Genomic DNA, 23,900 nt, shown 5'->3' on the forward strand with positions numbered 1-23,900 from the left:
CGGCAGAATTTGAAAAGGCGTATTATCGCGAACAGGAAGAGTCAGCTGATGCAACTTGACTCAAGAAAACATGTCTCCGGAAAATCCGGGGCGATTCAATTCAGGTGCGGGTTTTTATTTGCCTGAGGAATCTTGCTGCCAAAATAGCATTTTGGGTGACAAAAAAGTGCATGCCCAGAGAAATTGGGTTTGCGCGTGCCTGCCAATTAATCTAAAACCAAAATTCTTACTTGGCAGCGCATATCTGACCGCTGAATTTCTGAGTATGCTCTAACTAAAGAACGGTCCCGTCATTAATTAATAAATGCCTATGGAACTTCGTTGTCAGGTTCCGAATAAAGAATTAAGGACCGCTGTCAGGTTCTTAAATTTACCCAGAAATAGGTGTGCAATTTGTAAATTACTGGAATATTTGCCAAGCCAGCAATCCAGCCAATAAGATAGCGATGAGTGCCAACAAGCGGTTCTGACGCTTCTCTTCGATGACCAGATCAGTCATTTTTCTTTCCAGCATATCATTGCGATTTTCAGCAAGCGCCTGATGGATCAGGCGGGGAAATTCCGGCAGGATGATTGCCCAATTGGGGGCTTCTTTTTGTATCCGGCTGGCTAATCCGCGGAAACCGAGTTGTTCGGCCATCCAGTTCTCTAAAAAGGGCTTGGCTGTTTTCCACAGATCCAGATCGGGATCCAGATCACGGCCAAGTCCCTCGATATTCAGCAGTGTTTTTTGCAGTAAAACCAATTGTGGCTGGATTTCTACATTAAATTGCCGTGACGCTTGAAATAACTGCAGCAGGACTCGTCCGAAAGAAATTTCTTTCAACGGTTTGTCAAAAATCGGTTCACAGACAGCGCGTATGGCGGATTCAAAATCGTCTACCCGGGTATCTTTGGGTGCCCATCCAGCCTCCACGTGTGCCTGCGCAACTCGTCCATAATCACGGCGGAAAAAAGCCAGAAAGTTTTGTGCCAGATAATTTTTGTCTTCATCGCTGAGTGTTCCCATAATGCCAAAATCAACCGCGATATACTGGCCAGTTGCGCCAACAAAAATATTTCCCGGATGCATGTCGGCATGGAAATAGCCATCTCTGAACACCTGCGTAAAGAATATTTCAACGCCGACACGCGCCAGTTGCGGGATATCAATACCTTGTTCGCGCAACGTATCGACATGGCTGATCGGCGTGCCTTTGACGCGTTCCATGACCATCACACTGCTGCGGCAGTAATCCCAGTAGACTTCAGGGACAAATAATAGGGGAGAGTCGAGAAAATTACGGCGTAACTGGCTGCAATTAGCCGCTTCACGCATTAAATCCAGTTCATCGTCCAAGTGCCGGGCAAACTCCGAGACAACTTGGCGTAATTTCAAACGCTTTCCGTCCATCCAAAGCGCTTCAGCTAACCATGCGCCGGTATCCATCAGTGCAACGTCGTGCATAATGATCGGCGCTAGGTTAGGACGTAATATTTTTACCGCCGCTTCGGTGCCATCATGTAGCACGGCAAAATGGACTTGTGCTACCGATGCGCTGGCTTCGGGTGTTTCATCAAACTTAAGGAATATTTCACTGATCTTCTTGCCATATACTTTTTCCAATGATGATATGACAACTTCTGAAGAGAAAGGTGGAACCTGATCTTGAAGCTTGGCTAATTCATCAGCAATATCACGGGGTAAAAGATCGCGCCGGGTAGACAACATTTGACCGAATTTAACAAAGATAGGTCCCAATGTTTCCAAAGCCAGCCGTAATCTTTCTCCACGCGGTTTGTCCAAGTTTCGCCAGAAAGTTAACATTTTGACAGTCACTCGTAAAAATTGCAACCGGCTATGGCTCAGAACAAATTCGTCTAATCCGAATTTGAAGGCAATGTGTAGTATTTTTAAAAGGCGAAATAGGCGCATGGATTATCTAAATTTGGTAACGAGCGGAGAGCCTAAGGGACTCAGTTAAAACAGCACATGTTTATTTGTCGACAAGTATTCATTGGTTCTACACTTTGAGAGAAAAGATATGTCGCGTTCAATTATTCACTCGCTAAGGTGCTTTGCTGAGTTAATCGTTTTAGACGTTGTTCCAGTTGCTTGGTGCTATGCTGCAAATCCTTTATTTCTTCGTTGAACTGATCGACAGTCGCTGGTTTTGTCAAAAAACGATTTTCTTCTGTCCAGTATTCGGCTAATGCTTGAGCAATGCGGTGAACATTTTCTACCTGCCAGTGCAGCAGATGTTCGCCGGCTTGTGTGATGCGATGTGCCGGTATATCGCCAATGGCTGTGCTCAGATCATGCTCAAAGACCGCGTTCAAATTAAGTTGCTTGCCAATATTGATTAATTCATCAGCAAGCAATTGATCGCCGATGATTTCTATCTGCTCGAGCGCGCTGGATTCCCGCGCAAGTAGCTGGGGCAGAGCCAACGGTGATAGCGTGAGTGTCGTATCAGCATCCATTTCACTACTATTCACTTGTTGTACCTCACCCTCCGCATCAATCAGCAGACTGAAATTAACCAGAGGCGGTATCCGGATACACACTGTCTTCCCGGTAAAAGATTGCAATCGTTGGCATGCCCAGTTCTCTCCGCGTAGAACATGATTGATGGGTGTGGTCACAACAGATTTCAGCATTATATTTTCGGTTTGAAGATTGTAATAACAGGAATAGAAGAAATAGTTGAACCTATTTTTTGGGGGTGTCCGGTATTACCCATGTGTGCCGGAATTTAACCTCAGATACTGAATCAGCCGTTCCTTCCAAGCATGCAACAGGCTTGCGAGTATAACACTATAATTTGAGTCAGTTATACCTCTGCATGTCTGCTTGCCCGGTACAGGCCGTGCCAGTGCATCGGCGATCATTTCTGCCTGCTTCAACGCGATGGCTAACTCAATGAATAGTTGGATTGGCTTCACAGAAGATGGCATCAATCGCCAATGCATCTAGGCGGTATTCGCGGTTACAGATATCATCACTGACAACGACTTCGCCAAATTCTTGCAGAATTGAATAAACTTCCTCTCGTCCCAAAGCGTGCAGCATGGCATAAATTCTAGCCGGGTTTTCCTCGCAACCATATTGGATAGTTTGTGCGTCAAAGATACGTATGGTTTCTTCGTAAAACAGTCGAGTCAGTATTTCTTCCGCAGTCAGATCAAATAGCATCTGGTCGTGGACTGTTGCTGCCAGAGCTTCGGCACGAGTCCAGCCATCGGAATCTTGTTGATCGGCGGCAGGTAGTTTTTGTAACAGTAAACCGAAAATGGCAGTGTTTGTGGTGATCAGAAAAAGGCGTGAAGGCAGTTGTTCGGATTGTTTGAAATAATGTTCAAACAGTTCAGCGATGTTGTCGCCATCGAGCGGTACGATACTTTGGTAGGATTCGCGCATGGAGGGCATATCCAAGGTCAGTAGCAGTTGTCCATGTCCGAGTAAATCGGGTAGTGGCTGCACTTCGATATTTTGCGCACATTTGACCATGCCGCGTATGTGCAAGCTGTCATTACAGTCGATGACCAGCATGGAAACCGGGCCACTGCCATTCATTTGGACGGTTAGGCGCCCGGCTTGCTTGAGGTTTTCACCTAGGAGTAACGTGACTGCGCTCATTTCTCCCAGTAATTGGGTTACGGGTTGCGGGTAATTACGGCCCGATAACATTTGTTGCCAGACCGAATCAAGATGCACCACTGCACCCCGGATGTCCAGGTTTTCCAGAAGGAAGCGCTGTACGTAATTACTCATTTATAAGCCTCGGATGAATTGATCAATCGAAAATACAGTTGGTATTATTATAGCTTAGAGCTACCCATGCTTAACCTAACGCAATGATGCTGTTATCCGGCTGCTGGCGTGGAATCGGATTTTTCATACGTGTTGTAAATGCCATTTTTGTATTCGCTTGATTGCTGTTTCTGAAATTACACTTGATCGTGCACTTAATGGATCCCCAGTTCAAAATGATAGCCACGAATAAGCAGTAATGCGTCAGGCGTTAATGTGTGGCTGGTATAACGACTATTTTTTCCGGCATGCACAGCCAAGAATTCAAAGGGTTCGTCGCACGTCATATCTGTGTCAACAAATAATATCTGATCAAGTCCCACCAAATTGGGAGCATGCTCGATCAGTAATTGCATGTCAACGAGACAAGTAACATCCGTTTATTTCAAGCGATTTGTGTATTCAATCAATAAAATCCTAATGCATCATCCTCACGCCATGGATTCCCATATTCGAATAACAGTAATTTGAACATGAGCTGAGTACTATTGATTTATTCTTTAAAACAAGTGTTTAAGTCAAATCCCTATCATTCTAGTACCACCGGTTTATTAGTAAGCTCATTTTCTTTGTGATTGGGGCCAGATGGGAAATATTCCCGTAAATGACCACCAACCACGTTGATTCCATTAATCACACCGGCTTCAAATTGCTGTCTCTGGAATGCGATTTCCATCGTATGGCAAATAGCTTCCCATTCCTCACTGGAAACTTTGGTATGGATACCGCGATCCGCAATGATTTCTACGTCATGGTCGGCAAGCAGCAAATAAATCAATACGCCATTGTTGTGTTCGGTGTCCCATATTCGTAATTGTGAAAATACTTCAATTGCCCGCTCCCGCGCTGTTTGGTTTTTGAAGAGAGGAATTGTATCGAGTGCAGCTTCCACGGCAAAACAAATTTGACCACCATGGTTGATTTCCGACTGTTGGATAGCTTGTTCAATAGTACTCAGCGAAGCTGCGGGGAATATGCGATGCAATGCGAGTTTTCCGGTTAAAAGATGACGGACAATGCGGGCGCAATTCATTTACCATCTCCCCGATGCGCCGCCACCACCAAAGCCACCTCCGCCTCCACTAAAGCTTCCCCCAGAACTACCGCTTCCAAAACCACCATTCCTGAAACCATTACCTGACCAGCTACTACGTCCGTTTCTATAGATTCCACTGCCTGTATTCTGAAAAAGGCTCAATAAGAATATAACAACGGCGATGAGTATGGCTGCAACGATCGAGGAAAAAAACAACCAGCCAATGAATCCCAGACCGATACTCGTTATAGCAGCTCCGACAAGACGTCCTAGTAGTGCTTGCAGAATTCTTCCGAGTACAATAAATCCGATTAAAAGGGGAATGAAATTATCAAGAAGGATGTGCATGCCGGAAGAGTTTTCGGGGCCGTTTTTGGTTGATGGTAGTGGAAGTGATTCTCCTTTAAGTAAGCTTAAAATCGCATCGATGCCCGCATCAATGCCGGCGACAAAGTTCCCTTCTTTAAATTGCGGCACGATAATTTCTGCGATGATCCGTTTTGCCATTGCGTCAGGCAATACCCCCTCCATACCATAACCGACTTCGATGCGTAGTGTTCTGTCATTTTTAGCAATGAGCAACAGTACGCCATTATCAACTCCTTTACGACCTAATTTCCAAGTTTCAGCAACCCGCAGTGCATATTGTTCAATGGTTTCGGGCTGCGTGGTGGGTACTATCAACACAGCAACCTGACTGCCTTTTGCTTTCTCGAATGCCGCTAATTTTTGTTCCAGCTGTGTGACTTCACTAACGGATAGTGTCGCAGTCAGATCGATTACATGTGACTTGAGCAATGGAATCGCTACCTCTGCTCTGGAGAGTGTGGCGGCAAGAAGTAAAACGGCAAGCGCCAGGATTTTTACCCAAGTCTGGGTCATTTTGGCAGGCATCATGTTGCTCTCTGATTAAACTTTAAAGGAAGCATTGAAACTGGGTATTCATATAAAGGGTGCCTTTATTTTGTTGCCGGATTGGGAGCATTAAAATCAACCTTGGGAGCAGAGGAAATTTCTTGCTCATTTTCTACCGTGAAACTGAGTTTTGTATGAAAACCAAATAGCATCGCCGTCAGATTACTGGGAAAAGAACGTACCACGATATTATATTCTTGCACTGCTTTAATATAACGGTTGCGGGCCACAGTAATGCGGTTCTCAGTGCCTTCCAATTGTGCCTGCAAGTCCCGAAAATTAGCATCCGATTTTAACTCCGGATAATTTTCTACCACTACTAACAGCCTTGAAAGGGCACTAGACAATTCTCCCTGAGCATTCTGGAATTTTGAGAATGCTTCCGCATCATTAATCAGCTCGGGTGTTGCTTGAATACCGCCAACCCTGGAGCGGGCGTTGGTTACTCCCAGCAATACATCCTTTTCCTGGGAAGCAAATCCCTTTACCGTATTAACCAGATTGGGAATCAAGTCAGCTCGCCGCTTGTACTGATTCAACACTTCTGCCCAGCTGGCCTTAATCTGTTCATCCGTTGATTGAAGCGTATTGTAGCCACAGCCGCTCAAAGAAAAAGTACAGAGAATCGCCACGATCAATAGCAAGTTGCGCATAAGCTTCTCCTGATAAGAATCACAATTATTTATTAAATAGAGATGTAAATGGTATTTTCAAGAACATTAGATTATTGTTTTATAATAAAAAAGCATCCCTCATCATTACATATTTTTTCGGTACGTTGTGTGATATGAAGAATATGTTTTTTTAATTCATTTATTTTTATATAAGTTCTGTAAAATAAATAGGCTGCATACAATGATAATAATCAAAATTGATTTGATTTTAATTATCAGGCTCTGAGCAGGCTGGATATAAGATTATCATCAACTTGAGTACGCATACGCTTATTTTGAGAGCTTAAGGGTATAGATTAAACAAGTTTTATGATGTTGTGCACATGGCGATTTTTTTACTTTATACAGTTTTAATTTAAAAGGGAGAGATTTTATGAGTATGGAAAGTGAGATGAGAATGAGATTTGGAGGTTTTTGGAACTCCCTCATTCTGCTCTTTGTAATTATTGTTTGTCTTCGCTTTTCAAGCATTGAGCTTGCAGATGCGGATTTGACCAAAAGAGTTCTTTGTGCATTACATTTATTCTTTGGTTGTGTCGCTACAGGCGTATTGCTTGGTATATTAAGAATATTTTTGGCATTCTCCAATCAGACCTACACGCGTGCGCCAGCATCAGCCAATTTTGTGTTAGGTCTTAAATATGGAATTATTGCTGGTGGTTTAATGATTCTTATTGTCGGCGTTCTACAGTTGAATAATTTCTTGGGCGTGTTTCAACCCATGATTAATGGATTGTTAGCAAAACTTACGGGTATTTTTGTGTAGACCCTAATCGGGGCTAGTTAACGGTTACTTGATAACTGGCCCCAAACAGTTAGTACAAATAATGGATTGTCTTTTTAGAAGCACACTGTTTCCGTTATAAATTGCTGAGAAGAAAGTATTTAGCTTTCTATTTTCTCATCAAGTTATTTCTATTTAACTACCTACTTCTGAGTCATATCTAATTTAGTCAGCTCTGCAAAATTCACTTAACCGTGGTGGTGGCTTTGTATGCAAGCAAGCTTCGCCAATATATGGTTGTTTTGCGCGGAAGCGGTTGATCAACTGAAGCAACGCAAGGCGTAATAAAACACCCTTTAGCTCCAAGCGGAGTACTGCCCTCATCAGCCACAGCGCAGGTTGCAGCCTATTGCACACAGCACAGCGTGCAGCGCATCTCCCAATTTGCCCTGTAACCAGCAGCGATCCATTCGGTGATCCGATTTTAGATGTCCAATCGCAGGCTCCACGGCCTGTCGACGTTTGAGCCAGCGCCGCTGCGGCATTGTCAGTGATTTGTACTTGCCGCGATGGATGATTTCCACTTCTGGATTATCAGCATCCACCCCGCGAAATCCAAGATCAACAATGACCTGCTTTGGCGTTGATCCTGCGTTTTTGAGTAAAATCTGCCCTTGCCGATGCATTCGACTTCCGGGGCATGCAGTGCGTAGCGTTTGTTTTTGTCTTTCGGTTGCTGCTGGTGAATCCGCTACGCTCGATCGACCAAGCAAAAACAGTATCATAGCCACGCCTAAACTTCCTTTTGTGTCACTGACCGTAAATTGCATGTCGTAAGGCATAAGGAAGTGATCAATCGGCTTTAAAAATCAGCTCGCACAATTGCTGATAACTGGTGTTAAAAGTGATGGCTAAACGGGTATCCATTTTTTCCATGGTCACGTCGCTGTTATCCAGTAATCCCAGAAATTTTACCCTGAACACCCCTGGCACATCTTCATAATCTTGTTCGATTAATTTTTTCTCGACTTTTAATGTTGCAAAATCGATATCCGAGACACCCTCCTTATCTTCGAATGAGGTATGCTGGGTGGCAAAAATTCCGCTGAGCTGATCAAGCTGATTGGATCAGACAATCCAAACATAGTAGCGAAACCGTTCATCCAGACAGAACTGGTGAAGAATCAAGTAATATTCTCAGATGAGGATATGTTATTCCGTCTGGAAATGATCACGAACTTAAATCACAAACAATGCCAGATATTCAGCCGCATTTGGACAGCGGTCAAATCACGCTAAACTAATGGTCTATCAATTTTTTATCGAGTACCTATGAGCTATTATCAATATCATGTCTTTTTCTGCACCAATCAACGCGAAGGCGACGCCAAATGTTGTAACAATTTCTGCGCTCAGGAGTTGCGTGACTACGCCAAGCAGCGGATTAAATCGTTACAGTTGAATGGCAAGAAAAAAATCCGTATCAATAATGCCGGTTGTCTCGACCGTTGCGAGGAAGGGCCAATCATCGTCATTTATCCCGATGAAACCTGGTACACCTATATCGATAAAGACGACATCGATGAAATCATCGATGAACATCTGATTAAAGGCAATATCGTTGAGCGCCTGAAAATTTGATCCACTTTTAAGGTAAGAAACTTGTCTGCTGTTACGCAAAAATTTTTCATTGATGGGCCTGCTGGAAAACTTGAGGTCATTCTGGGGGAACCAGAATCCTTTCCGAAAGGAATTGCCATCATCGCACATCCGCATCCGTTACATGGCGGAACAATGGATAACAAGGTTATTCATACATTATTTACTACCTTGTTAGCGCTTGGATTTATCGCGGCTAAATTTAATTTTCGTGGCGTGGGCAAAAGCGAAGGTACTTTTGATCATGGCATCGGCGAGATAGAGGATGTCATGGCTGTCACGCAAACAATCCGCGATCAATTCAATGCGCATTCAGCGGATCTGCCGCTGCTCCTGGCAGGCTTCTCATTTGGTGGCGCAATTCAGTTACATGCTGCTGAGCAACTGGTTCCAGAATTTCTCATTCTGGTTGCGCCATCGGTTGTTAACTTAAATGCACCGGCAGTCCCGGAAGCAACGAAGTTAGCTTTGATTATTCAAGGTGATCAAGATGATATCGTAATACCAGACGATTTACTGGCATGGGCAACTCCTAAATCTCAACCCATTGTTTTCATACCCGGCGCGGAACATTTCTTTCATGGAAAACTGGCATTACTCAAACAGGTGATATTACAATCCTTTTCCCCGCAAATATAATGCAGCTATTGCATACGATCTCATTCAACCAGCCGGTGTTGAATCGCATACTTGACCAATTGCGCATTATTCTTCATGTTCATTTTTTCCAGAATACGCGATCGATAAGTACTGACTGTTTTAACACTGAGTGACAGTTTATTGGCGATGGATGTTAAAGATTCCCCGGAAACAATGAGTTTAAAAACATGGAACTCCCGGTCTGAGAATGACGTATGTGTCAAATTCTCCGAATCTGAGACAGGATTAAACAAAAGCTTCTCTGCCAGTTCAGGATTTACATACTTCCCTCCCTTGGCAAGTCGGCGAATCACACTAATGAGCTGATCGGTCGGGCTATCTTTCGTCAAATACCCAGATGCTCCGGAACGAATTGCCCGAATCGCGTATTCTTCTTCCGGGTACATGCTTAAAACCAGAACACGTGAAGCAGCATTCGCTGATAACATTTTTTTCAGAATATCCAGCCCATTGCTATCGGGCAAATTAATATCCAACAGCGCAACATCCCAATCGCATTCCTTCGCCTTCTTTAAAATATCCTTTCCATCAATGGCTTCCGCAACAACATCGATATCGTCTGTTTCATTGATAATTCGTTTAAGTCCGTCACGAAATAACGCATGGTCATCTGCAATCAGAACTTTAATCATTGATTAATTCCCCAACATTTGTTGTTGCAATGGTAAGCGGTATTTTAAGTGTGACAACACTACCCTGTGAAGGTGTACCAGTTATTTCCAGTTTACCGCCGAATTGCTGTATCCGCTCATTCATGCCGATTATTCCAAATGACTCAGGATTCAGCATTTGTGATTCGGTGATCCCGATACCATTATCTTTAATGGCAATCAAAATATCATCCTCATCTTCAGAGAGCTCAATATCGACTCTGGTAGCTTGTGAGTGCCGGACTATATTGATAAACACTTCCTGTATAATTCTAAAAATACTGGTTTCAAAGTTCTTATTATTAAAAGATAAGCTTGATATCGTTGATTCTAATGCGCATCGAATATTGGTACGTTGCTCAAATTCACGTATTTGCCATTCAATGGCACCATACAATCCTAAATTGTCCAGTACATTGGGACGCAGATTCATTGAAACCCTTCGTGCTGTTTCGATGGCTTCACCCGTTAATTCATAAAGCGATCTGATCCGCTCATGCATTGGATTCGCACTTATTTTCTTTGAAAGCCAATCCAGATCCATCTTCAGAACAGTTAAGGTTCCACCCAGAACATCGTGTATTTCTCGGCCAATCCGGGTTCTTTCTTCTTCCCTGACATCCCGCAAATGTGTCGTTAACTGGCGGAGATTTTCGATCATCCGCTTACTTTCTGTAATGTCTTCAATCATACATAAATGGCATACTTCCCCATTACCCATGATCTCAAACGGCACGATAGAAATTTCAATCCAGATAATGGACATATCCGGGCGCAGGACTCTTTTTGCTAGCTTGCAATCATACGACTGATGATTAACGAATTTCTCGATATCATTCCGGTAGGAGGATACATCATCCAAATGAAGAATATCCGCCTGATTGATACCAAGAAGTTCATCCACACGCCTTCCGACAATGAATGCATACTTTGGATTTACATCGTAATATTTTCCCGTTGACAAATCAATCAACGCAATGCCCAGAGGTGCTTTTTCAAAGATAGTCTGAAACCGTTTTTGTGCTTTCCGGTTACTCTCCTCTATGCGCTTTCTTTCGATTGAATAACGAATAACCCGCGCCAGAACACCCTCGGTCAAACTTCCCTTAACGAGATAATCCTGCGCACCGGCTTTAATCGCTTTGATTGCAAGTTTCTCATCATCCCTGAAAGATAAAACTGCGATAGGTATACTGGCAGCGCTTTCACGCAATCGATTAATCGTTGTAATTCCATCGCTATCGGGTAGCGTAAGATCCGACAAGATGAGATCAAATGACTGCTGTTGAATTAATTGCAGCGCAGAATCTAATCGTTCCGTATGAACCACAGAAATCTGATCGCCCATCGCATGTTGTAAGTCACTTTGCACAAGTATTGCGTCAGTTTCATTATCTTCAATTAATAAAATATGAGTCTTAGTCGGGGTCATGGCAGATTATGGCTCATATAATATTGCAGTAGAAAACCAGAAATCTTTAATTGATTTTGCTGTTTTTATACATTCATCAAAATCCACCGATTTTCTAATATAGCCATTCGCATGACTATTATAGGCAGCTTTGATATCTTCCTTTGCCACCGAAGATGTATAGACAATGACAGGAATGCTATTTAATTCAGAATCCGCTTTCAATTCCGCCAAAACTTCGAGTCCATTTTTTCTCGGCATATTTAAATCCAGCAAGATGAGATCTGGACGAGGTGCGTGAATATTTTGGCCTTGTTGCTTTAGAAACTCTAATGCATACACGCCATCTTCTGCCACATAAACTTCACTACCCGCTTCACAGAATGCAAAAGCCTCTTTAATCAACAAGACATCTGTAGGATTGTCATCAATCATCAGAATTACGCTGGGATGAGTATTATTTTTATAGCGCATCACAGTACTTAATTAATTTTTGGAATTGAAAAATAAAATGAGGAGCCTATATTAGGTTCTGATTTGACCCATATGCTCCCCCCGTGATGTTCGACAACTTTCTTACAAATTGCCAAACCGATACCCGTACCTGCATATTCTCTACGGCTATGCAACCGTTTAAATACCCGGAAAATCCGCTCTAAATATTGTGCTTCTATACCAATTCCGTTATCGCTCACCGAAAAAACCCATTCATCCAGATTCTCTTCCACACCGACATGTATTCGTGGTGGCTGCTCTCTTTGAAATTTAAATGCATTATTGATTAAATTGCTAAATAATTGAATAAGCTGAAAAGGAATACCTCTAACCACGGGAAGCTTATCATGAGTGATTATCGCGTTACACTCGCCACTCGTGACAGACAAATCAGCCAGGACATTGTTTAATAAACATTCACAATCTATTTCTTTCGGGGTTTGACTCGCATTGACTTGTGCATAAGTTAACAGATCATCAATCAGCATCTGCATGCGACTTGTACCGTCTATCACGTGCGAGATTAAGTCATTTGCGCGCTCATCCAATTGGTCGTTACAGTATTTCTTCAGTAACTGAACAAAGCTGCCAATCGTACGGAGCGGCTCTTGCAAGTCGTGCGTAACGACATACGCAAATTGCTCGAGCTCATCGTTAGAACGCGCTAATTCAGCTACTTGCTCCTCCATCTTTTGTTACAATCGCTTGTATTCCGTCACCTCGGTGCGTATTGCAACATATTGATACGGAGAGCCGGCATGATCGAGACATGGAACAATTGTGGTATCAACCCAGTAATAAGTACCATCCTTAGCGCGATTCTTGATTTCCCCCTTCCAGGTTTCATCCTTCGCAATGGTAGTCCATAAGTTACGTATAAATTCTTTGGAATGATAACCAGAGCTAATAATTCGATGATCTTGCCCGATTAATTCTTCGCTGGAGTATTTCGAAACAGAGCAAAATTTTTGATTAGCATATTTTATTTTTCCCTGTCTGTTGGTTATTGCTATGATGGAATGCTCATCAAGCACCCTTTCAATCATTCTGACTTCGCTAAACGAAGCTGTTTGTCCATCAACAAGCTGTTTTTGTTCCAGCCATAAGCCGAGATCATTGGCTATATTTTGTAGAAATACAGAATCCTCATCTTGCGACCACCGTATTAGATTGCTATCTTCATAAAAAACGCAGACTTGTCCGCGAACCTTTTCCCTAACAATGACTGGGGCAGAAAACTGATGTTCTAAAACGTGCACAAATTCCTTGGATGTAAAGCATTGATTATCAATTTCGATGAAAGGAAAAAAGTCACCCGAGCAGCGCCATGCTAATCCCATATGTTCAATGAGTTTTTGACATAAATCATCAATAGAACGAATAGTCAGCATGTCACGTGAAATTTCATATAAGCATGCCAATTTATTCAATTTCTCGTGCGTTTCAGTCTCATTCACACTTGAAAGATTGTCTCTATCAAGCACCGGGTTGGAAATGAACTGCGCTTTGTGCGCTGTGATTCTTGGATTCGACTTTCCGCCAGGATCCCCTAATGGATTTTTTGCCGGATCCAAAAACTTATCGCGAGTAAATTTCTTAATCCAGCCGGATTCTTTATGTAAGCTCATTTTGCTTTTAATCGAGGATCACGTTTATGTGCCTGTTTCTCATGGATGTCTTGATTGATTGATTGATTGATTGATTGATAGCTACCTACTTCTGTTCTGATGCTTATGCCAAAAGAAATTGTAACTTCAATAATATCCATCTGAACCATTTAAAACCATAGGAATATTCTGATTGTTCTTCAATTTGACTCCGTGAACGCTGATCATTTCGAACTGAGATTAACTCGAAATTCACACATATATATCCGGCACAATCGCAGAAAAATAGTTCCTACAATTTTTTGGCTTAGTTTCTTATATTGGAATACATGATTTCCTATTTTCAAATAAGAATTTACCGACAAAACATAATTACTCGTATGCCGTAAAACTCAACTTCAATTTTGATAAATTATGAAAGGATACAATATGAGAGTAAATCTTCCAGTTACCAATACAGAATATCCCATTACCGAAGATACGTTAATCGTATCAACCACCGATACGAAGGGAAGAATCACTTATATTAATCCAACCTTTATTGAAGTCAGCGGTTTCTCCGAAGAAGAATTGATCGGTAAAGCGCATAATGTTGTGCGTCATCCGGATATGCCCCCCGAAGCATTTGAGGATCTATGGAACACGTTGAAACAGGGTTTACCCTGGACAGGATTGGTTAAGAATCGCCGTAAGAATGGCGATTTCTACTGGATCAATGCAAATGCAACCCCCTTGCTGGAAAATGGGAAAATCACCGGTTATTTATCAGTTCGCACCAAGGCCCCTCGTGCAGTCATTGAGCAAGCTGCACCGATCTATCACAAAATTCTGGAAGGCAAAGCACCCAACCTGAAGATTGAGAAAGGTCAGGTGATACGCACTGACTTGATTGGAAAATTCTCTGCACTTTTTAAAATGACCATTCGTAAACGAATTGCCCTTTTCATGGCCATTCCCGCTTTATTTTTATTGACTGCCGGTGGTATTGGCTGGTGGGGTCTTACACAAGCCCAGATTCCCGCATCACTGAGCAGCATGATTGCCGGAATAACTTTAACCGGCGTAGCTGTGATGTTCTATCTTGCTTTTAGTATGATAAGAAATACACTGTCTCCACTAGAACAAGCAACTGATATTGCAAACAAACTGGCCGCCGGAGATTTAACGCATCAATTTTCCATTAACCGTAACGATGAATTTGGTGAATTATTAAAAGCACTCATTCAGACGGGAATCAACCTGAGAGCCACGGTGCTGGATGTGCAAAAAAACGCCCTATCCGTGCGCCAGGCAACAGGGGAAATTGCTTCCGGTAATCTGGATTTATCACAACGCACAGAGGAGCAAGCATCTTCGCTAGAAGAAACAGCCTCAAGCATGGAAGAATTAACCTCAGCCGTGCGTCAGAACACGGATAACTCTGTCAGTGCCAATCAACTCGCCTTGACAGCCAGTGACATTACCGCCAAAGGCGGAATCATGATGAAAGAAGTTGTCACCACGATGTCGTCAATCAGTGAAAGCTCAAAAAAGATCGCAGACATCATTAATGTCATTGATGGCATTGCCTTCCAAACAAATATCCTGGCACTCAATGCAGCCGTTGAAGCAGCTCGCGCTGGTGAGCAAGGTCGTGGATTTGCGGTCGTAGCAACAGAAGTTCGTAACCTCGCGCAACGCAGCGCCACAGCAGCTAAGGAAATTAAAACATTAATTGATGATTCTGTACAAAAAGTTGATGAAGGCACCGCATTAGTTAATCGGGCAGGTAAAACAATGGATGAAATAGTTGGGTCTATTAAACATGTGACTGAAATCATGTCAGACATCACTTCAGCCTCCAAAGAACAAAGCACCGGTATCGAACAAGTCAATCAAGCGGTAACGCAAATGGATGAAGTCACACAACAAAATGCAGCGTTGGTAGAACAGGCAGCCGCTGCCGCCGCTTCGTTGGAACAGCAGGCGCACGAGTTAGTCGGCGCCATTTCCATATTCAATGTTGCACAGAATACTGCAAAACATCCAGCAGCCGTAGTTCAGTTGAACGACAAAAGAACCGCAGAAAAAACTGGATTAACGGTAAGAAGCAATCTTCACAATAACAACAGTCATTTAAAGAAAAGAAGTAAAATTGCTGTCGGCGATAACAGTAACCAATGGAATGAATTTTAGTAAGGAATCATAACCATTCTCTGATGCACCTTAAATCTCAATTAAAATGGCCAGCAAAAATAGCTGGCCATTTTTATATTAGAATCTACGTAAATTAGTCTATTGACGGCAATTGAATACCTAAAAATAACCCGGATGTCTCAGTGAAAAATAGCAAATATGTCTGAAAGCACCATTCCTTTATACACAGAACGTTATACAGCGCCATCCTGGCTACCCGGCGGAAATATACAAACACTTTATCCTTATTTTAATAAGCCCGCGCAGCTGTTCATGTACCGGCGCGAACGCTGGGAGCTGAATGATGGTGATTTTATCGATGTGGATTGGATGGACGAATCTGCCGATTCGCCTTTAGTAATATTCTTCCATGGACTCGAAGGCGACTCATCCAGTCATTATATTTTGAGTATGATTAATAGCCTGAGAACTTACCACTGGCGTAGCGCCGTTATCCATTTCCGCGGATGTTCCGGGGTACCCAACCGATTGGCGCGCGCCTATCACGCCGGCGATTCCGCTGAAATCGACTGGATGTTGCGGCGTGTTATCAATCAGATGCCGGCGGCATGTGCAACGCAACCCGTTTATGTGATGGGTGTCTCCTTGGGCGGCAATGCGCTATTGAAATGGCTGGGTGAAAAAGGGGAACAAGCAAAAGAACTCGTGGCAGGGGTTGCTGCGGTATCCGTTCCGCTCGATCTGGCTGCTGCCGGCACAGCTTTGGATAACGGATTCAATCAAGTGTATACCCGTCATTTCCTAACAACGCTCAAGACCAAAGCATTTGAAAAACTGGAGCAGTTTCCTGGCTTATTTGACGCCCAAGCGCTCAAAAGATGTGCATCAATTTATGATTTTGACAATCTGGTCACGGCGCCCTTGCATGGTTTTCTCGATACCGATGATTATTGGCGACAGTCAAGCAGCAAACAATGGCTCGGACATATCAAAGTCCCCACTCTGTTGATTAATGCGCGGAATGATCCGTTCATGCCAGCATCGGCACTGCCAGTTCAACAAGCGGTATCCCCCGCTGTCACTTTGGAATTTCCGGAGCAAGGCGGTCACGTCGGATTCATGCAAGGCCCATTTCCAGGAAAATTGAATTGGCTACCGCAAAAGATACTCAGTTTCTTTCACTACCAATGTCAGCAAAGCGAGCGCGAACGATCCTAAATTTTAAAAAGCTCTGGTGATTTCAACATAATGTAGAATAGCGCTCGATTGTATTAATTTCAGAGTTTCCGCAGACTCGAATTGTAACTTCATGCCAACCAGCCCCGCTTTTATCCATTTGCGATTGCACAGCGAATACTCCATTCTGGATAGTACCATCCGTATTCCCGAGGTTGTTGCCAAAGCAGTGGCCGACCAAATGCCCGCATTGGCACTGACTGACCTCTCCAATTTTTTCGGTCTGGTCAAATTTTACCAAAGTGCCTATAAAAATGGCATCAAACCGATATTCGGCTGTGATGTCTGGATCACCAATGAATCCGATCGCAACAAGGCGATCCGGCTTTTGCTGCTATGCCAATCGCACGCTGGATATCTGCTGTTATCCCGCCTGTTATCACGCGCCTACCGGGAAAACCAGTATCATGGCAGAGCCGAGATCAAGGAATCATGGTTGCATTCAAATGAATCGGGTACGCAAGGATTAATCGCTTTATCAGGCGCCCGCTTTGGTGACATCGGATTGTCCATGTTGCAAAATAATCTGCAACAAGCGGAAATTCTGACGCAAAAATGGGCTGCTTTGTTTCCTGATCGATTTTATATTGAAATCCAGCGGGATGGCCATGCCAATGAGATCATGCTGGTCCAGCAATCGCTGGTATTGGCCAAAAAATTCAATCTGCCTGTCGTTGCCACGCAATCAATACAATTTCTGAACGCAGAAGATTACCGGGCGCATGAAGCGCGGGTTTGTATCGCAGAAGGTCATACCTTGGATGACAAGCGCCGCCCGAAAAATTTTACGGAACAGCAATATTTCAAGTCACAAGCCGAGATAGCCCAACTGTTTGCCGATATTCCCAGCGCATTGGTGAATTCGATAGAAATTGCCAAGCGTTGTAATTTGGTATTGGAACTGGGTATAAACCGGCTGCCTTTGTTTCCCACACCGAATAATGAGAGTCTGGAGCAATATTTACTCGACCAGGCTGCAACCGGTCTGGCACAACGTATGGTCAGCCTGTTTCCGGATGAAACCTTGCGCAATGACAAAATGCTCAAGTATCAATCGCGCCTTGAGTTTGAAGTGAATACCATTGTCCAGATGGGGTTTGCCGGTTATTTCTTGATCGTTGCCGATTTCATCAACTGGGCTAAGCACAACAATGTGCCGGTCGGTCCCGGGCGCGGCTCCGGAGCTGGCTCATTAGTAGCCTATTCATTGGGAATTACTGATCTCGACCCATTACGTTATGATTTACTGTTTGAGCGCTTTCTGAATCCGGAACGCGTATCCATGCCCGATTTTGATATCGATTTCTGCCAAGACCGGCGCGAATTGGTCATCGAATACGTGAAGCAACGCTACGGCACGGAAAAAGTTTCCCAAATCGTCACGTTTGGCACGATGGCGGCCAAAGCAGTGATTCGCGATATCGGCCGGGTACTGGATCTACCGTATAACTTTGTCGATCAGCTCGCCAAACTGATCCCTTTTGAGATTGGTATGACGTTAAAAAAAGCGCGCCAAATCGAGCCGCAACTCAATCAACGCGCCGAGGAGGAAGAAGATGTACGCAATTTGCTCGAATTGGCGGAAAGCCTGGAAGGCATCACGCGCAATGTCGGCATGCATGCCGGCGGTGTATTGATCGCTTCCGGCGAAATCACGGATTTTTGCCCGATCTATTGTACGGAATCCGGTGATTCGGTCGTCAGCCAGTTGGATAAGGATGATGTTGAGAAAGTTGGTTTGGTCAAATTCGACTTTCTTGGATTACGCACGCTAACCACACTGGATCGCGCCGTTGGCTATATCCGGCAATCGCGCAAAAGAACCGAGTCTTCTACTGAAATTGACCCCACAGCCCAGCCTTTTTCATTGGAAACACTGCCACTTGAGGATGAGCGCACCTACGCGCTGATGCGAAAAGGCAATGCGGTCGGCATCTTCCAGTTTGAATCGCGCGGCATGATCGATTTATTGCAGAAAGCAAAACCGGATTGTTTTGAAGATATCATCGCGCTGGTTGCGTTGTACCGCCCCGGTCCGATGGATCTGATTCCAGAATTTATTGACCGCAAGCACGGCAAGAAAACGATAGATTATCTCGATCCCCGCCTAGAACCGATTCTGGGTCCAACGTATGGGATCATGATTTATCAGGAACAGGTCATGCAGATTGCGCAAGTGATCGGTGGCTACAGTCTCGGCAGTGCTGATTTATTGCGTCGCGCGATGGGCAAGAAGAAAGTTGAGGAAATGGCGCAACAACGCGATATTTTCGTGAGTGGCGCAATCAACAATGGCTTAAGCAAAGATAAAGCCACCGAACTGTTCGGCTTGATGGAAAAATTCGCTGGTTACGGTTTTAACAAATCCCATGCCGCCGCGTATGCGTTGATTGCTTTTCAGACCGCTTATCTGAAAGCACACTCCCCGGCTGAGTTCATGGCTGCGTGTTTGTCCGCCGATATGGATGACACCGACAAAGTGCACACCTTTGTTGAGGACACCATCGCCAACGGATTAACGATACTGCCGCCGGACATCAATCGTTCCGGCTACCGTTTTATCCCGGTGGACGACAAAACCATCCGCTTCGGGATCGGTGCGGTGAAAGGCACCGGGGAATCCGCGATTAGCTCGATCATTGGGGTGCGCGAACAAACCGGGCCGTTTACTGATTTATTCGATTTCTGTAACCGTGTCGACCGACGTATCGCCAATCGCCGTGTAATGGAATCACTGATCCGTGTGGGTGCATTTGACGCCATCAACTCAAACCGTGCCAGCCTGTTGGCTTCTGTCGGTCTGGTGATCGAATCCGCCGAACAAGTGAGCCGGTCCTCCAGTCAGGCCAATTTATTCGGTGGTGAAGGAGATCAATCCCATATGCAGCCACAACTGATTCATGCAGAATCATGGTCCGACCGGGAAAAACTGCGCCATGAAAAGATCGGTCTGGGCTATTATTTTAGCGGGCACCCATTTGATACTTACGCCGCAGAGCTAAAACGATTCATCCGTACCCGGCTGGATCGGCTGAGTCCAAGCCGCGAACCACAACTGCTCGCCGGAATCATCCATTCCATCCGCGTGCAAATGACGCGCCGCGGCAGAATGGGCGTCATCAATCTGGACGATGGCAAAACGCGTGTTGAATTGGTTATTTTCAGCGAATTATTCGATGCCAATCGCGCGTGGTTAAAAGAAGACCAACTGCTAATCGCCGAAGCGAAAGTCAGTAACCGTGGATACAATGGCGAAGAAGGCGACGAACTCAGAATTACCGCCGAACAGCTCTATAATTTCGCCGGAATACGCTCGCGCTTTGCCAAACAAATCAGGATTCATTGCGACCCCTCGACACTCAGCCAGGTTTCCAATCTCAAAACATTGCTGGCACCCTTCGCCAATCAAATTCAGAAATCCGGCTTATCCGGCAATAATAATCACCCAGCCTGCCCGGTCGCTGTCATCTATCACAATGACTTTGCCAGTGGCGAGCTTGAATTGGGAAATGATTGGCGGGTTAATCTGCACGATGATTTGTTGCAATCGTTAACCGCTCACTTTAAAGCAGAGAATATTGAGATTGTGTACTGAACATTAAGAATCAATCATGATTGATTCCTTTGGTTCCCATTCTGTTCAATGCACTAGCTGTTCCATTTACTACTAGAATCTTTGAGAAAAGCATTTATTTCTCCCATAAGTTTACATATGCTCGGTACCGCACAGACATAGCCATACAGAAGATATATGTACATAGCTTTAGCGTATAGTAGATGCTATGTTACCATATTCACTAAGTGTTAATCCACCAGCACCGATGCAGCCAGGCTATGTTAGGTGTTATTGACAGTAATTCAAAAAATACACTTCTTAACGATTTTCCTGCATTCGTCTTCTATTCCAATACACGAAATCTGAACGCATGCAGTTGTACTTTTTATACGGAGATTGGCTTTGTTTGAAACAGGAATCGACACAATAATCCCAGATGGTGATGCTAAGGCAGACAGCGCTGCCGGAATGCGGCATCAGGAGACTTTACATAGAACAAGAGCATTGCAAAACGCAATTTTCAATAGCGCTAACTTTTCGAGTATCGCGACTGATGCCAAAGGCGTGATTCAGATTTTTAACGTGGGTGCCGAGCGCATGCTGGGTTATACAGCCGCTGAAGTAATGGACAAAATCACGGTAGCAGATATCTCTGATCCTGAAGAGTTAATCGCGCGTGCCAAGGCTTTAAGCATAGAACTCTCCACACCGATTACGCCAGGCCTTGAAGCGCTGGTGTTCAAAGCCTCACGAGGTATCGAGGATATTTACGAACTTACCTATATCCGCAAGGATGACAGCCGATTCTCAGCAGTAGTTTCCGTCACGGCACTCCGCGATGCCCAGGACGAAATCATCGGCTTTCTGCTGATTGGTACTGATAATACACTGCGGAGACAGGCTGAGGCGGAACAGAAGAAACTCGATCAGCGCTTGCGCGACCAGCAGTTCTACACACGCTCTCTCATCGAATCCAATATTGATGCGCTAATAACGACCGATCCGTCCGGCATAATTTCGGATGTCAACAAGCAAATGGAAGCGCTCACTGGCTGCACGCGGGATGAGCTGATCGGTGCACCGTTCAAGAATTACTTTACCGATCCGGAACGAGCGGAAGCAGGCATCAAACGGGTGCTGGCTGAAAATCGGATTACCAATTATGAGCTAACTGCTCACGCCAGAGACGGCAAGGAAACCGTCGTGTCTTATAACGCAACGACTTTTCACGACCGTGACCGAACACTGCAAGGTGTGTTCGCAGCAGCGCGCGATATCACGGAGCGCAAACTGCTTGATCAGGCACTGCATGAAACAAACATCAAGCTCGAAAGTGCCAAGTCTATCGCGGAAAAAGCCAATCTCGCAAAATCAGATTTCTTGTCCAGCATGAGCCATGAGCTACGTTCTCCGCTTAATGCGATCCTTGGCTTCGCCCAGTTGATCGATTCCGGTTCACCACCGCTCACTCCCCGCCAGAAGAGCAATATTGACCAGATTCTTTTAGCAGGCTGGTATTTGTTGGATTTGATCAACGAAATCCTTGATCTCGCGTTGATCGAATCCGGCAAGCTGTTGGTGTCACTGGAACCCATATCGTTAAGCGAGGTAATAAGCGATTGCCAAGCCATGATTGAGCCTCAAGCGCAAAAAAGCGGCATCAAACTGACATTTCCTCAGTTCAATTGCACCTACTTTGTCAAAGCGGACCGGACAAGAGTAAAACAAATTCTCATCAACCTGCTTTCTAATTCGATCAAATACAATAAAGCAGGTGGCACGGTGGTGGTGAGCTACAGCACAGGTACTGCAAATCGTATCCGCATTAGCATTACTGATACTGGAGAAGGCTTGAGTGTGGAAAATCTCTCACAACTGTTCCAGCCATTCAACCGGCTTGGACGTGAGATCGGCACAGAGGAAGGCACGGGCATTGGTCTGGTAGTCAGCAAACGGTTGGTAGAATTAATGGGCGGTACAATTGGGGTGGAAAGCACTATCGGAAAAGGTAGTGTGTTCTGGATTAAATTAAATCTGACAGATACGCCACAATTAGCGCTTGATGACGATCAATCCATGGTTATCGTCCCGCGAAAGATTTCAGCTGACACTCCTTTACGCACCTTACTCTATGTCGAGGATAATCCGGCCAATCTGCTGTTAGTAGAAAACCTGCTCGAACGTCGACCTGATATCCACTTGCTGAGCGCTCAGGATGGTCTTCGTGGCATCGAAATTGCACGCGCTTCGCGGCCGGATGTAATTCTCATGGACATCAATCTGCCTGGCATTAGCGGGGTCCATGCGCTGGAAATTCTGCACAAAGATCCAGAGACAGCCCATATACCGGTTATCGCGCTCAGTGCCAATGCGATGCCGCGAGACATCGTAAGAGGTCTTGAGGTCGGATTCTTTCGTTACCTCACAAAACCCATCAAGCTAAACGAATTTTTCGACACCCTGGACGCAGCACTAAAATTTTCCGAGACGCAATCAGCCGGCACAAATATGGAAAATCATGACAATTAGTACCCCCGACATTCTTAATGCCAGCATCCTCATTGTTGATGATCAAGAACCCAATATCAGTATGCTTGAGCAGTTACTGAGCGAAGCCGGTTATACGCAAGTGGAATCAACCATGAATCCGCAGGAGGTTTGTGCACGTCATCGTAATATCGGCTATGACCTCATTCTGCTCGACTTACAAATGCCCAATATGGATGGATTTCAGGTGATGGAAGGCTTAAAGACCAACGGGTCGGATGCCTATCTGTCAGTGATCGTACTTACGGCGCAGCCTGGTCACAAGCTGCGTGCGTTGCAGGCTGGCGCCAAGGATTTCATCAGCAAACCGTTTGATCTGATTGAAGTGAAGACGCGCATCCATAACATACTCGAAGTGCGGTTGCTCTATAAGTTACTTCAGCAACACAATCTATTACTGGAAAAGACTGTGCAGGGACGTACGGCCGAACTACGCGAAAGCGAGGCGCGCTATCGCAGTCTTACTGAATTAGCCTCCGATTGGTACTGGGAGCAAGACGAGGGCGGTAATTTTACCAAAGTCTCCGGCCCTGTTCTGGAAATGCTCGGCATTCGAGTTGATTCTTTGACGGATGAATCAAATAACGACAAGCCATCCGGGTGGAATGCCGCGGAGCATGCAGAATTACAAGCAAAGATTGCTGCGCGACAACCCTTTTTGGATTTTGAATTTAACCGCATTAATGACGATGGCTCGCATCAAAGGTTTCACGTCAGCGGGGAGCCCATGTTCAACCGGTTTTCTGGCTACATCGGTTATCGCGGCATCGGATTGGAGGTCACATCCAAGAAATAGGACAC

Annotated in this window: 23 protein-coding genes and 1 pseudogene; 8 read left to right on the forward strand and 16 right to left on the reverse strand. The window is 44.7% G+C overall.

Going from position 1 to position 23,900, the window contains the following annotated elements; genetic code table 11:
* Positions 1 to 400: 400 nt before the first annotated feature.
* The 8 genes from ubiB to ACH10T_RS00550 all read right to left on the reverse strand — a co-directional run bounded on the left by ubiB (position 401) and on the right by ACH10T_RS00550 (position 6,397).
* Positions 401 to 1,915, reverse strand: a complete 1,515-nt coding sequence (ubiB, locus tag ACH10T_RS00515; protein WP_394807392.1) for a ubiquinone biosynthesis regulatory protein kinase UbiB — start codon at positions 1,913 to 1,915, stop codon at positions 401 to 403.
* A gap of 122 nt (positions 1,916 to 2,037) precedes the next feature.
* Positions 2,038 to 2,640, reverse strand: coding sequence for an SCP2 domain-containing protein (locus ACH10T_RS00520; RefSeq protein WP_394807393.1), 603 nt, complete (start codon positions 2,638 to 2,640; stop codon positions 2,038 to 2,040).
* A 75-nt stretch (positions 2,641 to 2,715) separates the two neighbouring features.
* A complete protein-coding gene (locus ACH10T_RS00525; protein ID WP_394807394.1) occupies positions 2,716 to 2,925 on the reverse strand; it encodes a hypothetical protein in 210 nt (69 codons plus the stop codon).
* Positions 2,900 to 3,754, reverse strand: a complete 855-nt coding sequence (locus ACH10T_RS00530) for an Hsp33 family molecular chaperone HslO (protein WP_394807395.1) — start codon at positions 3,752 to 3,754, stop codon at positions 2,900 to 2,902. Before ACH10T_RS00530 ends, ACH10T_RS00525 begins: the two co-directional genes overlap by 26 nt.
* Before the next feature lie 194 nt (positions 3,755 to 3,948).
* Entirely contained in the window at positions 3,949 to 4,149 is a 201-nt protein-coding gene (locus tag ACH10T_RS00535; protein ID WP_394807396.1) for a hypothetical protein, read from the reverse strand.
* A 173-nt stretch (positions 4,150 to 4,322) separates the two neighbouring features.
* Positions 4,323 to 4,826, reverse strand: a complete 504-nt coding sequence (locus tag ACH10T_RS00540; protein ID WP_394807397.1) for a TPM domain-containing protein — start codon at positions 4,824 to 4,826, stop codon at positions 4,323 to 4,325.
* Complete coding sequence (locus ACH10T_RS00545) at positions 4,827 to 5,723, reverse strand: TPM domain-containing protein (RefSeq protein ID WP_394807398.1); 897 nt, start codon at positions 5,721 to 5,723, stop codon at positions 4,827 to 4,829.
* A gap of 65 nt (positions 5,724 to 5,788) precedes the next feature.
* Entirely contained in the window at positions 5,789 to 6,397 is a 609-nt protein-coding gene (locus ACH10T_RS00550; protein WP_394807399.1) for a LemA family protein, read from the reverse strand.
* A gap of 394 nt (positions 6,398 to 6,791) precedes the next feature.
* Between ACH10T_RS00550 and ACH10T_RS00555 the strand changes: the two genes are divergently transcribed.
* A complete protein-coding gene (locus ACH10T_RS00555; protein WP_394807400.1) occupies positions 6,792 to 7,184 on the forward strand; it encodes a hypothetical protein in 393 nt (130 codons plus the stop codon).
* A 183-nt stretch (positions 7,185 to 7,367) separates the two neighbouring features.
* On the opposite strand, the pseudogene ACH10T_RS00560 reads toward ACH10T_RS00555, so the two are convergent.
* Positions 7,368 to 7,893 (reverse strand): annotated as a pseudogene (locus tag ACH10T_RS00560) (hypothetical protein); the annotation flags it as partial.
* Between the two features lie 101 nt (positions 7,894 to 7,994).
* Complete coding sequence (locus tag ACH10T_RS00565; RefSeq protein WP_394807401.1) at positions 7,995 to 8,126, reverse strand: hypothetical protein; 132 nt, start codon at positions 8,124 to 8,126, stop codon at positions 7,995 to 7,997.
* A 348-nt stretch (positions 8,127 to 8,474) separates the two neighbouring features.
* On the opposite strand from ACH10T_RS00565, the gene ACH10T_RS00570 reads away from it, so the two are divergent.
* The gene (locus ACH10T_RS00570) at positions 8,475 to 8,783 is read left to right on the forward strand and encodes a (2Fe-2S) ferredoxin domain-containing protein (protein WP_394807402.1); all 309 of its coding nucleotides are present in this window, start codon (positions 8,475 to 8,477) and stop codon (positions 8,781 to 8,783) included.
* 21 nt (positions 8,784 to 8,804) lie between these two features.
* Complete coding sequence (locus tag ACH10T_RS00575) at positions 8,805 to 9,440, forward strand: alpha/beta hydrolase (protein WP_394807403.1); 636 nt, start codon at positions 8,805 to 8,807, stop codon at positions 9,438 to 9,440.
* A gap of 20 nt (positions 9,441 to 9,460) precedes the next feature.
* On the opposite strand, the gene ACH10T_RS00580 is transcribed toward ACH10T_RS00575, so the two are convergent.
* From ACH10T_RS00580 to ACH10T_RS00605, 6 genes are read right to left on the reverse strand one after another with little or no spacing between them, the layout of a single operon-like run.
* Positions 9,461 to 10,093: a response regulator gene (locus ACH10T_RS00580; protein WP_394807404.1), complete on the reverse strand. Its 633-nt coding sequence runs from the start codon at positions 10,091 to 10,093 to the stop codon at positions 9,461 to 9,463.
* Positions 10,086 to 11,543: a response regulator gene (locus tag ACH10T_RS00585; protein WP_394807405.1), complete on the reverse strand. Its 1,458-nt coding sequence runs from the start codon at positions 11,541 to 11,543 to the stop codon at positions 10,086 to 10,088. The genes ACH10T_RS00580 and ACH10T_RS00585 overlap by 8 nt, the downstream gene beginning before the upstream one ends.
* A gap of 6 nt (positions 11,544 to 11,549) precedes the next feature.
* Positions 11,550 to 11,996, reverse strand: a complete 447-nt coding sequence (locus ACH10T_RS00590) for a response regulator (RefSeq protein WP_394807406.1) — start codon at positions 11,994 to 11,996, stop codon at positions 11,550 to 11,552.
* 8 nt (positions 11,997 to 12,004) lie between these two features.
* Positions 12,005 to 12,706, reverse strand: coding sequence for an ATP-binding protein (locus tag ACH10T_RS00595; RefSeq protein WP_394807407.1), 702 nt, complete (start codon positions 12,704 to 12,706; stop codon positions 12,005 to 12,007).
* A 6-nt stretch (positions 12,707 to 12,712) separates the two neighbouring features.
* Positions 12,713 to 13,645 carry a PAS domain-containing protein gene (locus ACH10T_RS00600; RefSeq protein ID WP_394807408.1) on the reverse strand — a complete coding sequence of 311 codons (933 nt, stop codon included), beginning with the start codon at positions 13,643 to 13,645 and terminating at the stop codon, positions 12,713 to 12,715.
* Positions 13,642 to 13,785, reverse strand: a complete 144-nt coding sequence (locus ACH10T_RS00605; protein ID WP_394807409.1) for a hypothetical protein — start codon at positions 13,783 to 13,785, stop codon at positions 13,642 to 13,644. The genes ACH10T_RS00600 and ACH10T_RS00605 overlap by 4 nt, the downstream gene beginning before the upstream one ends.
* Before the next feature lie 268 nt (positions 13,786 to 14,053).
* Here ACH10T_RS00605 and ACH10T_RS00610 point away from each other — a divergent pair, with 268 nt between their 5' ends.
* From ACH10T_RS00610 to ACH10T_RS00630, 5 genes are all read left to right on the forward strand, one after another.
* Entirely contained in the window at positions 14,054 to 15,799 is a 1,746-nt protein-coding gene (locus tag ACH10T_RS00610) for a methyl-accepting chemotaxis protein (protein WP_394807410.1), read from the forward strand.
* A gap of 159 nt (positions 15,800 to 15,958) precedes the next feature.
* Positions 15,959 to 16,978, forward strand: coding sequence for a YheT family hydrolase (locus tag ACH10T_RS00615; RefSeq protein WP_394807411.1), 1,020 nt, complete (start codon positions 15,959 to 15,961; stop codon positions 16,976 to 16,978).
* Positions 16,979 to 17,069: 91 nt separating this feature from the next.
* On the forward strand, positions 17,070 to 20,591 hold the full coding sequence (gene dnaE, locus ACH10T_RS00620; RefSeq protein WP_394807412.1) for a DNA polymerase III subunit alpha: 3,522 nt from the start codon (positions 17,070 to 17,072) through the stop codon (positions 20,589 to 20,591).
* A 363-nt stretch (positions 20,592 to 20,954) separates the two neighbouring features.
* On the forward strand, positions 20,955 to 23,081 hold the full coding sequence (locus ACH10T_RS00625) for a PAS domain S-box protein (RefSeq protein ID WP_394807413.1): 2,127 nt from the start codon (positions 20,955 to 20,957) through the stop codon (positions 23,079 to 23,081).
* Positions 23,071 to 23,895 carry a response regulator gene (locus tag ACH10T_RS00630; protein ID WP_394807414.1) on the forward strand — a complete coding sequence of 275 codons (825 nt, stop codon included), beginning with the start codon at positions 23,071 to 23,073 and terminating at the stop codon, positions 23,893 to 23,895. The genes ACH10T_RS00625 and ACH10T_RS00630 overlap by 11 nt, the downstream gene beginning before the upstream one ends.
* The last annotated feature ends 5 nt before the right edge of the window (positions 23,896 to 23,900 follow it).

Source organism: Nitrosomonas sp., from assembly GCF_043753625.1.
Taxonomy (GTDB): Bacteria; Pseudomonadota; Gammaproteobacteria; order Burkholderiales; family Nitrosomonadaceae; genus Nitrosomonas.